This is a genomic window from Dietzia sp. CQ4, assembly GCF_014145125.1.
Classification (GTDB): domain Bacteria; phylum Actinomycetota; class Actinomycetes; order Mycobacteriales; family Mycobacteriaceae; genus Dietzia; species Dietzia natronolimnaea.
This window is the reverse complement of record NZ_JAALDZ010000141.1, coordinates 1-8695: the sequence shown is the minus strand read 5'-3', so window position 1 is coordinate 8695 and position 8695 is coordinate 1. Positions and strand designations below refer to the sequence as shown.

Sequence of the window (8695 nt, the reverse complement as noted above, 5' to 3'; positions counted from 1 at the left end):
GACGATCTCGGCCACCGAGTTACACCACTCTATGGGGCACTACTTCGAGTAGCGCAGCCACGGCGGGTTCCCCACCAGGAGATCCACCCTGTTTCCGGGCTCGGACAGCCATAGTGGGCGGATCAGGTTACGGACGTAGTAACCCCAGATATGGTTTCGTCCCGATCGATGGAGGGCTCGCATTGTAGAGAACGTGGTTCTCAGAATCTTCGCTTCTTCAGCGGTGACCGCGAACCTGCGCAGGACCGGATCGATCAGCGTGCTGTCTTTTTTTCCCACTAAGGTCGAGCGCATTGTCAGCCATGGCGGATACGAGTTGGTCGAAGCGTTGAGCATCGCCCAAGATGCTCCGGGGGAACACTAGGTCGTCACCGAATAGGACGCCGCCGCCCTCAACGAGCTCGTTGCCCGCAGTGGTGATGGTGACTCTGTCCGTTCCACCGAACAGGTCACGGTTCTGTTCCCACTGCACCGAGTCGCCAAGGTAGATCGGAATGGTTAGCGGTCCACGATCCTCAGAGTTGATGCGCTCGATCCCGATTGCGAGCAGGTAGGTCACGCGGGCAAGGGTGACCGCGACGGGGTGTACGTCCATTCCGACGACGTATCGAGTGACGTCCAGAACCGCTTTTCCAGTGGGTGTTCCGTTCGCTTCCGCTGCGTCGAGGTAGCGGCGAACGGCGTGGAATACGAAGGTCCCGCTGCCGCAGCTCGGGTCGGCCAGGCGGGTGGCGAGGGGGTCCCTGACGCGATCATCTACGATGCGGTCCGCTAGCCAGTCTGGGGTGTAGTACTCGCCAAGACCTTCCCGTTCCGCCTGGGGGATAACCGACTCATAGAGCACTTTGAGGATGTCGTGCTCGACCTTTGACCAGTCGAATCGGGCAATGCGCCGGCCGAGTTCGGTGACGAATTGCTCTCCGCCGGCGACCTCCACGACCCAGTCGAAGAAGTCGGCCTCGACAACGCCATGGATTTGGGCGTCGGCGAACTCCGATCCCGAGGTCATCTGTGCAGGGGTCAGGGGTCCGTGCGGGGATACGTCCCAACCGATCGCCGCGTGAGCGACTAATTCTGCCGTCACAACTAGCAGGGTGTGGTTGATGAACAAGGTCTCGTCATCGACGAACCCGGTCCCGAAGGCCGTGCGCAGTAGTTTGGCCTACAGTTCCCGCTTGAGCTTGACCTCGGGATGGTTACGGTTATCGCGATAGAGCACGGCGAGAGCCGCGTAGTCGAGCTGATGCGCTGGCGAAGTGGATCCCAACCGTTGCTTGATCTCAGCTGGGACGGGACGGATTTGTTCGCGCGTCGCCATTACCGACTCGAGCCATACCAGTAGTGCGTCCTTGTCCGGGTCGCGTGGACTCAGCTCGAGCTCGGAGACACAGGTCAGCTGGTCGTCGGCCAGATGGTAGAGCCGCCAGGCGGTGCCGTCGGTGAGGATGCCAACGTAGCGGCCGCCGAGTTCTTTGGTTCGCTGGGCAACATAGCCGGCGAGCTGCTTTTCCGCGTCAGTCAAGTCTCCAACACGGAGATCCTTTTTGACCTCAATAACGACGTGACCAGCTTCGATGTCGATCCGTCGGCGGGTTCCATCAGCGAGTTGGGACTCCATTGTCACAACGTCATCGGTGTCCAGCCCGAGCGCCGCGGCCGTGAGCAGCATGTAGATGTCGGCCTGCGTCGTGGCCTCCGGTCGCATCGGCTGCCGGGAGGCAAGGCGCCTGATGATCGCCTCAGTACTGGATGTCATAACCGCAATGTATCCGGGAACTTCGAATCAGATGAAAGCGCTCTACATTCTGGATCCTGGCTCTTGACCCCCGCGGGTTAGCAGCAAGGGCGGCTCCGCACACCACGCAGTGGATCGGCTATCCATGTTCCGCTGGCGCGAGCTTGCTCATGTGTCGTCTCGATCTGGCGCAGGCGTGCCTCGTGTAGCGGTTAGGTCCTCGGGAGGAACGAGGCGAAACACGTCCCCGGCACCGGTCGTCTCCACGAGCTCTAACTCCGCTTGCATAGCGGGCCAAACCGCCGCGACCTCGTCCAAGAGCGGCTCAAGCTTGCCCTTAATTACTCGCTCCCGGAGCGCATCCGCGACGTCCGCCAGCTCGCGCCAGTGAGGGTCTTTCGGCGAGGTGGAGACGGAAAGATTGAGCTCGACGGATATGAGCTTGCCGCTGGGGTCGACCTCGATTCCGACGCGCCCCTCTTGGTAGTGCGCGGAATCTCGGTGCGCCGCGTGGCGATTGCGCCAGTCCTTTGCCTTGACGTGGATATCCCTCTGATGCTGCGTGAGCCCGCTGAGGAGTTCGCCGAGCCGTGCAGATCTACTGCCCTTAAGAAAACACCGAAAGTAGGCCACGAGCGCGCCTTCCCAGAGCGCTCGCCTCAGATGCTGGTCTCCGTTTTCGGGAACGAGTTGCACGTTTCTCAGCACAACGGCTGCCTGAAAGAGATCTTCGGTGATGGAAGCCCACTCGGCGTAGTCATTCAGCTTCGCCACAAAATCCTCAGGCCGTCCGCTTCGCATCCTCCGACGGTAGCGCTCAGACAGCGTTCTTCGGTCGGCTTCGGCCGTGGGCCAGTGTCGCGTGGCTTTGCTGAATGAGTCCAGCGGCTGGGTCTGTCAGCGGTCTTACCTCGGCCGGGGCAGGCCCCTGTGCGTTGTACGCTCCCCCGTCCGTTATGGAGCGAGTGCGCGCCGGGCTCCTCCACGCCCGTCACCATTGCTCGATGCAAATCCATGGATGGGACGAACACAGCACGTTCGCTTAGTCTTGCAGCGTGATCGACGACGACGGCGCGGACGACCCCGCGGAGCATCCCGACGAGGACAACGAGCCGGATGATCACATCGAACTTACGCCCGAGCAGGCTGCGAACCTTCGCCGAGTGATATCGAATATCCCAATGCCCGAAATCATGCTGCCAGAGTCAGTACGCAGGAGCATTGCCGACGCCCAACGGGCTCTTTCCTCCCAGAACCTGAAACCGTTGCACGAAGCGCAAGCGGTATGGCGAAAGCAGCTCAGCACCAGCATCACGAGCGACACCTTGAAGAGTTTCGAGCAGATCTCCGAGCAGCTCAATAAGCACATTGACTTCAACGGCATCGCACAGTCGCTGGAGACCGTAGCAAAGATCAACACGACCTTCGCTGCACAGCAGACCACGCTGTTCAAGAACCTCAACTCGGCGATCGAGGCCATGCGGGCGGGTTTCTACCCGTCGAACCTGCAGTCAATCGAGGGCCTGGACTTCGAGGACGTGGACGCGGTCGTCATGGCCGACGGTATCCCGCTCTACGGCCTTCCGCGCACCGCCACCGCGGAAGCGCTAATCCGCGCCGAAAACACAAGCAAGCGGCGTGACATCCTCGACTGGCGGTGGGAAACGATCTCCGCGGACTGCCGCGAGATCGTCCTCAGCTGCTCATCGAAATCGGTCGCACCATATGCGCCCTTCGCTGTGGCAGCGCTCGACGCCCTGGATGCCGGCCATACCGACGCGGCTCAGGCCCTCGCTGGATCGCTCGTCGACACGATCGTCACGGGCCATTTCGGTAGCGACCGCTATAAGTACACACCGAACAAGAAGACGAAGACAACGGATGCCTACGATAAATTCACGGTTCGCGAGTACATTGCATTCGCTCCGATGTGGCAGACGTACCAGCCTTTCTTCGTCTCCAACGGCGACAAAGTGCCAATCCAGTTCAGTCGCCACGCGACGGCGCACGCGGTGAGCAAGCATCAGTACAACCGGCCCAACGCCGTACAGGCACTGATGTTCGTCTGTAGCCTGCTGTACCGGATCAGCGAGGAGTCGGACTGAGAACAGCTATGGCCGCTCCCCCGACAGCTCGACATCATGCTCGCCCCCACGGGCTCAAACGACTCACCTCGGTCGAGTGCCGATAATGTTGCATTCCGTCATATCTGCTGGTCACGAGCAATCTAGAGGCTCCACTGTTACTGTCTCGGCATGTGTGGTCGGTACTCGGTAGCCATTTCCGGCTCGGCTCTAGTTGGGGAACTCGATCTCGATGGGGCCGATCCCGATTTCGAGTGGTCGCAGACCTATTCGGTGGCTCCCCGTACGCGGGCACCAGTTATCCGGGATCGCCTGATCGACGATCAGCGGGTGCGTGAGGCGTTCCTACCGACATGGGGCTTGCGCCCGTCTTGGGCCAAGGAAAAGGGCCCACGGCCGATCAATGCTCGTCTCGAGGGCGTGGCAACCAACGGCATGTTCCGCTCGGCGTTCGCTTCCGCCCGAATCGCAGTTTTAATGACTGGCTACTACGAGTGGCAAGAGGCCCTCGAAGACGGTAAGAAGGTCAAGAATCCCAGCTACGTCCACTCCCCAGGCGACGAACTACTGCTCGCAGCTGGACTGCTCGCCTTCCACCGAGACACCGGCGACGAAGAGTGGCAGACGACGTTCACGATCATCACCCGCACCGGTGAAGATGCCGCGGGCGAGGTCCACGACCGGATGCCGGTCTTCCTGACCCCAGCCGCCTGGGACACCTGGCTGACCCCGGAGAAGATCGCCAAGGATCAGGCCTCCGACTTGCTTGACCTGCTTGATATCGAGTCCCGAACAGTCGCGGCGACACTGCGGACCCGTCCGGTGTCCCGAGCGGTCAACAACGTGCGCACGTTGAATCGCCACGATCCGAGCCTGATCGAAGCTGCGCACTAGCCCGGAGGTGTTATCTCTCGCCCGTTCGCGAGCAATTTGTGCCTCAGCTCCCTTGCTCCTGCCGCGCTCGGTACCTACGGCCGACGCAAGCGCTGTCCAGTGGAGGCGCCGATCCGGTAGCGGGGTTTGCCGTCGGCGCCGTTGCGGTAGCGGCGGGGGTTGCGTGCCAGTCGTCGCAGGTCGTGCAGTAGCTCGGCGGCCCTATCTTCGCCTAGCTCGGTGACTGCGAGTCGGTAGACGCCGCGGGCTCCCCAGTCGGGTTCTGGGAGGCCAGCGACTACGCGGTGCCAGCGCATCAGCTCGAGGAAGTGCGTTTCGCCTGCCTGGTCGGCCGCTTGTCGGATTCGGTCCACCAGCTCGTCCACGCCGGCACCGTATCCGGCCCCTCCGACACCGGTTGTCAGTGCAGGTCGCGGGCGGCGATGAGGCCGGAGATGAAGTCGGCGGCCCTGTCTGCTTCGGCGTCGGTGAGGTCGTATGCGACACCCGCAACGAGAGTGCGCGAGGGGCCGAGCGGTTGAAGGCCGAGACTCACTCGGGTGGTGGCCGACAGGGCTGCGCGGTCGGCGATGTACGCAGCGGTGCAACCCAGAGCATCGGCGATGGCTGCGAACTGCTCGCGGTTCATTGTCGGAGGGTGAGCCGGACGGCCTCGGGCGGCGGGGACCTGGCCCCGTTCACAAATGCTCATGTGGCTCCCGCTTACGCCGACGGCGAGCGCCAGCCTGAGCTGCGTCAGCCCGGCTTCCAGACGAACGGTGCGGATGGCCCGCCCCAGTGACCTCGCCTCAGCTGGCGTCATTGCCCCTCCCCCTCCGTGTCGGGTCGGATCTCAGCTACGACTGACCAGTGCCCGTCCTCCTGGGCGGCCGACACCACGGACGCCTCGGCCCCGTCGAGGAGTCCGAGGTTTTGCAGGCGACGGTCGAGGTCGATGTGAGCGTGCAACTCACTCGGCCCGGTCCCGATGAGGTACATGGTCGCCATCGTGCCCGGTGCTACGACTGTGCGGGCACCGCTCCTGCCGGGTACGCAGATCTGCAAGCACCCAACAGTTCTAAGATAGTCACATAACGCTCCTGGCGGCGGCCGGCACGATCGAGGAGCGAGCGGGGACGGTGATGCTGTCCCGTCTGATCGCCTCGGCGACCAGCACCGATGCGGACTCCTCCACCTTCGCCGAGGTGGCCCGGGTGTTCGGGATCGACTGGATCCCTGCCGTCCGAGTGGCGGACGAGCTCGGTTAGGAGACGGCTCCCCCGCAGTCAGTCTTCGGGCAGCGCGAGCGGTCCCGCCGGCTGCCCGAAGAAGCCGACCTCGTCGTCGTCGTCAATAGGCCCCTCAGCCCAGCGCCACCACGCACTTGCCCGTCGTCCGCCCGGAGAGCATGTCCACGATCGCCTGCGGCGCGGACTCAAGACCCTCATACCGCGCGAGGTCCAGGTTCAGGTCGCCCGACCGCCACAGCTCCGCGAGGTGCTTCCTGGCCTCGGGAAGCCGATCCGCGAAGGTGCCGGCGAGGAACCCGCGCAGGTTGATGTCCTTGGTCGTGGCGTTGAAGAGGTTGTCGGGGGCGGCCGGCGGCTGGCCGTCGTAACCGGCGATCGCGCCGCAGAGGGCGACCCGGCCGAGCGGGCGCAGGTGTGTGAGCGCGGCCTTGAGGTGGTCGCCACCGACGCTGTCGAAGTAGACGTCGATGCCCTCGGGCGCGAACTCGCTGAGCGGCTCGTCCAGTCCGTCGCGCCAGTTGAACGCCGCGTCGAGCCCGAGTACGTCGGTGAGGTAGGTGACCTTCTCGGCGGTTCCGGCGCTGCCGATCACCCGGCAGCCGTGCGCCTTGGCGAGCTGCGCCGCGACACTGCCCACCGCGCCGGCGGCCGCGGAGATCCACACGACGTCGTCTGGTTTGAGGGAGGCCACCACGAACATCCCCGCCCACGCCGTGAGGCCCGTCATCCCGAGCAGCCCCACCTGGAGCTCCGGCGGACCCAGCTCGCGGTCCAGCTTGGACAGCGCCCCGGCCACGCCGAGGGCCTGGTTGTGCGGATCGACCAGGGCGTAGTCGCGGTAGCCGAGGTCGTGGTGCACCAGGTCCCCGGGTGCGTAGCCCTCCGCGTCCGACTCGACCACCTCGCCGACCACCATCCCGGCGAGCGCCTCCCCCGGCTTGAGGGCCGGCAGGTATCCGGGAGGCGAGACGGGATCGAGCCGCAGCCGGGTGGCCGCGTCCACAGAGAGCAGCGTGTTGCGGATGAGCACGTGCCCCGGAGCCATGACGGGCATCTCCGTGGACACCACCTCGAGGTCGTCCGCCGCCAGGGCGCCGTCGGGGTGCCTGACCAGGCGGACCTCGCGATTCCCCTGTGCTGCGTTGCCGGTCGTCGTGTCGTTCATCGCCGTGTCGGTCATGCGATCCCTACCGATCGTTGTGTGGGCCAGTTCACACCGATGGTAAATGAACTGACTTCACTTGGGGCGAGAATCGACGACCCTGACCGTCAGCTCGGTGGATGCCCGGTGCCACGCGAGGTCGTTCACCGCCCGGCCGGGCCCCCGAGGATCCGGCGGGTGGACGGCGAGAACACCAGGAGCAGATTCGCCGTGCTCAGGAGACCGAACGACCACCAGAAGCCGTAGAAGAACGACTTCTGGTGTGAAGGCAGACCGGCGACGGGGTCCCACATGAGCGCGATCTCGCCCGCCATCCAGCCGAAGTGCCCGAGAGCCACGATCAGGGCGAAGTACCACTGCCAGCTGGAGGGGGCGCCTCGACGCCCGTGTGCGCGCACGGCACGGATCAGCAGCGCGGTGAGCGCGGCCCCACCCACGCCGAGGGTCCCGAGGATCACTTCCGGCAGGAGATAGTTCTCGAACGGGGTATTCCGCAACCACGCCGTATCGAAACCCATGGCCGATCCGTCAGGCGCGGACGTCAGTCCGACGCTTCCCCCGAACGCCATCACAGTCCAGAACGCGATGCCCGCGGTCAGTGAGTACGTTGACCATGGTCGTCTGGCCTTCATCACGGCTCCTCCGGAGAGCACACACTCGACGTGGCGGTGGGACCCCGAGATCGGGGTGGAGACCATTGTGCTCCCCGCCGACGAGGAGAAGGATGAAGATCGAGTGATAGACCGAGGTGACGGCCCGTCGGTGACGACGTGGTCACACCGCCGACTCGAACGGGGTGGCACGAGAGATGCGCGCACTGATCGTCTTTGAATCGATGTACGGCTGCACCCACGACATCGCCGATGCCATCGCCCGCGGCGTGGCGCTGGTGGGTGACGTCACCACGGTCCCCGTCTCGCACGCGATCGACGAGGACACCTCCGTCTACGACCTGGTGATCGTGGGCGGCCCCACCCACGTCCACGGGATGAGTCGCGAGTCGACCCGGCGTGGCGCGGTCGAGGCCGCCGACCAGCCGGACAGTGAGCTGACCGTGGAGCCCGACGCGGCCGGCGCGGGGATCCGGGACTGGCTCGGTGAGCTCTCCCGCCGCGAGGGGTCCGCTGCCGCGTTCGACACCCGCGTCGACAAACCCGCGATCCTCACCGGGCGGGCATCCAAGGGGATCTCGAAGAAGCTGGCGAGCCTGGGCTTCACCCTCGTCGCCGAACCCGAGAGCTTCCTGGTCGACACCCAGACCCGGCTGATCGAGGGCGAGGAAGCCCGCGCGGAGCAGTGGGGGCAGATGGTGGCCGCGCGGATCCAGTGACCCGCCAGTAGGGCGTTCTGCTCACTCTCCCCCGAACCACGCCCGACTGAGCTCGGCGTACCTGCCGTCCGAGTGCAACAGCTCGACATGAGTCCCGGATTCCACGATCCGGCCGTGCTCCATCACCAGGATCCGGTCTGCGGCCGCGGCCTGGCTCAGCCGGTGCGCCACCACCAGTCCGGCCCGGCCCTTCAGCACCGCGGCGGCCGCGGAGTCGAGGCGGCGAGCCCCGGCGGACCCGGCCTCGGCGGTGGCCTCGTC

General features: G+C 64.8%; 12 protein-coding genes and 1 pseudogene. 4 read left to right on the top strand and 9 right to left on the bottom strand.

The window, feature by feature from the left end:
* Positions 1–217: 217 nt before the first annotated feature.
* The 3 genes from G6031_RS08910 to G6031_RS08900 all read right to left on the bottom strand — a co-directional run bounded on the left by G6031_RS08910 (position 218) and on the right by G6031_RS08900 (position 2509).
* Entirely contained in the window at positions 218–1009 is a 792-nt protein-coding gene (locus G6031_RS08910) for an N-6 DNA methylase (RefSeq protein WP_182653053.1), read from the bottom strand.
* A 153-nt stretch (positions 1010–1162) separates the two neighbouring features.
* Entirely contained in the window at positions 1163–1756 is a 594-nt protein-coding gene (locus G6031_RS08905; protein WP_182653052.1) for a hypothetical protein, read from the bottom strand.
* 147 nt (positions 1757–1903) lie between these two features.
* On the bottom strand, positions 1904–2509 hold the full coding sequence (locus G6031_RS08900; protein WP_182653051.1) for a hypothetical protein: 606 nt from the start codon (positions 2507–2509) through the stop codon (positions 1904–1906).
* 281 nt (positions 2510–2790) lie between these two features.
* On the opposite strand from G6031_RS08900, the gene G6031_RS08895 reads away from it, so the two are divergent.
* Entirely contained in the window at positions 2791–3840 is a 1050-nt protein-coding gene (locus G6031_RS08895; RefSeq protein ID WP_182653050.1) for a hypothetical protein, read from the top strand.
* Between the two features lie 150 nt (positions 3841–3990).
* Positions 3991–4713 carry an SOS response-associated peptidase gene (locus G6031_RS08890; protein ID WP_182653049.1) on the top strand — a complete coding sequence of 241 codons (723 nt, stop codon included), beginning with the start codon at positions 3991–3993 and terminating at the stop codon, positions 4711–4713.
* Positions 4714–4787: 74 nt separating this feature from the next.
* Here G6031_RS08890 and G6031_RS08885 read toward each other — a convergent pair whose 3' ends face one another.
* From G6031_RS08885 to G6031_RS08875, 3 genes are read right to left on the bottom strand one after another with little or no spacing between them, the layout of a single operon-like run.
* Complete coding sequence (locus tag G6031_RS08885; protein WP_182653048.1) at positions 4788–5078, bottom strand: hypothetical protein; 291 nt, start codon at positions 5076–5078, stop codon at positions 4788–4790.
* 35 nt (positions 5079–5113) lie between these two features.
* Positions 5114–5515, bottom strand: coding sequence for a helix-turn-helix transcriptional regulator (locus G6031_RS19085; RefSeq protein WP_182653047.1), 402 nt, complete (start codon positions 5513–5515; stop codon positions 5114–5116).
* Complete coding sequence (locus G6031_RS08875; RefSeq protein WP_017838548.1) at positions 5512–5700, bottom strand: hypothetical protein; 189 nt, start codon at positions 5698–5700, stop codon at positions 5512–5514. The genes G6031_RS19085 and G6031_RS08875 overlap by 4 nt, the downstream gene beginning before the upstream one ends.
* 131 nt (positions 5701–5831) lie before the next feature.
* On the opposite strand from G6031_RS08875, the gene G6031_RS19080 reads away from it, so the two are divergent.
* Positions 5832–5960, top strand: a complete 129-nt coding sequence (locus G6031_RS19080) for a hypothetical protein (RefSeq protein WP_277820090.1) — start codon at positions 5832–5834, stop codon at positions 5958–5960.
* A 94-nt stretch (positions 5961–6054) separates the two neighbouring features.
* Here the strand turns inward: G6031_RS19080 and G6031_RS08870 are convergent, their stop codons facing one another.
* Positions 6055–7122: an NADP-dependent oxidoreductase gene (locus tag G6031_RS08870; protein ID WP_206682154.1), complete on the bottom strand. Its 1068-nt coding sequence runs from the start codon at positions 7120–7122 to the stop codon at positions 6055–6057.
* Between the two features lie 125 nt (positions 7123–7247).
* Positions 7248–7622, bottom strand: a complete 375-nt coding sequence (locus G6031_RS08865; protein WP_182653046.1) for a hypothetical protein — start codon at positions 7620–7622, stop codon at positions 7248–7250.
* A 290-nt stretch (positions 7623–7912) separates the two neighbouring features.
* Between G6031_RS08865 and G6031_RS08860 the strand changes: the two genes are divergently transcribed.
* Entirely contained in the window at positions 7913–8434 is a 522-nt protein-coding gene (locus G6031_RS08860) for a flavodoxin domain-containing protein (protein ID WP_182653045.1), read from the top strand.
* Between the two features lie 21 nt (positions 8435–8455).
* On the opposite strand, the pseudogene G6031_RS08855 reads toward G6031_RS08860, so the two are convergent.
* A pseudogene (locus G6031_RS08855) lies at positions 8456–8695 on the bottom strand (ABC transporter ATP-binding protein); the annotation flags it as partial.

Excerpts from the sequence above, each read along its gene's own strand:
- G6031_RS08910 (WP_182653053.1), bottom strand. The coding sequence starts at position 1,009 with ATGACCTCGGGATCGGAGTTCGCCGACGCCCAAATCCATGGCGTTGTC.
- G6031_RS08905 (WP_182653052.1), bottom strand. The coding sequence starts at position 1,756 with ATGACATCCAGTACTGAGGCGATCATCAGGCGCCTTGCCTCCCGGCAG.
- G6031_RS08890 (WP_182653049.1), top strand. The coding sequence starts at position 3,991 with ATGTGTGGTCGGTACTCGGTAGCCATTTCCGGCTCGGCTCTAGTTGGG.
- G6031_RS19085 (WP_182653047.1), bottom strand. The coding sequence starts at position 5,515 with ATGACGCCAGCTGAGGCGAGGTCACTGGGGCGGGCCATCCGCACCGTT.
- G6031_RS08875 (WP_017838548.1), bottom strand. The coding sequence starts at position 5,700 with ATGGCGACCATGTACCTCATCGGGACCGGGCCGAGTGAGTTGCACGCT.
- G6031_RS08870 (WP_206682154.1), bottom strand. The coding sequence starts at position 7,122 with ATGACCGACACGGCGATGAACGACACGACGACCGGCAACGCAGCACAG.
- G6031_RS08865 (WP_182653046.1), bottom strand. The coding sequence starts at position 7,622 with ATGGGTTTCGATACGGCGTGGTTGCGGAATACCCCGTTCGAGAACTAT.
- G6031_RS08860 (WP_182653045.1), top strand. The coding sequence starts at position 7,913 with ATGCGCGCACTGATCGTCTTTGAATCGATGTACGGCTGCACCCACGAC.